We start from the raw sequence: 483 nt of genomic DNA on the forward strand, positions 1-483 counted from the left end.
TGGGGTGGAGGTCTTCGAGGAAATCCATGGGACCTGGGTGGCTCAGGCGATCACCTCGGGCCTGATGGGGCGTCGGTCCCCCCACGGACGTGAGGTCGCCGAATGGATGAGCGAATGGATGGGGATCACGTGGCAGGGCGAGGACGACGAGGGCGACGAGGACGTGGCGGCTTCCTCGGAGGAGCCTCTCGCGACGGAGGACGTCCAGGAGGAGCCGCGGACCTGCCCTGCATAGCTTGCTTCTCATTGAATACCGCTGTATCCTGTCTTTATCAGCGGCCGAGAGGGCCGCTTTCTTCGTTTTGGCGTCCGGGGTGGGGTGGGGCTGGTGGCGTTCGGTCCATCCGTATAGCTTGCCCTGGCGTGCATACCGGGGTATAATGTCGTCATCAGCAGCCGGAAGGCTGCTTTTTTCGTGGTGGTCGGACCGCTGAGGTGGGCAGTGAGGAAGGTCACGCGACGCGCCCCGGGTGGACGAAACCT

The 483-nt window shown here is 64.0% G+C and carries 1 protein-coding gene; it reads left to right on the plus strand.

Annotated features, from left to right (window positions below):
• On the plus strand, positions 1 to 235 hold a 235-nt coding region (locus DEIPI_RS42365; RefSeq protein ID WP_211238231.1), incomplete at its 5' end, for a hypothetical protein.
• Between the last annotated feature and the right edge of the window lie 248 nt (positions 236 to 483).

The sequence above is a fragment of the Deinococcus pimensis DSM 21231 genome, assembly GCF_000519345.1.
Lineage (GTDB): Bacteria > Deinococcota > Deinococci > Deinococcales > Deinococcaceae > Deinococcus_A > Deinococcus_A pimensis.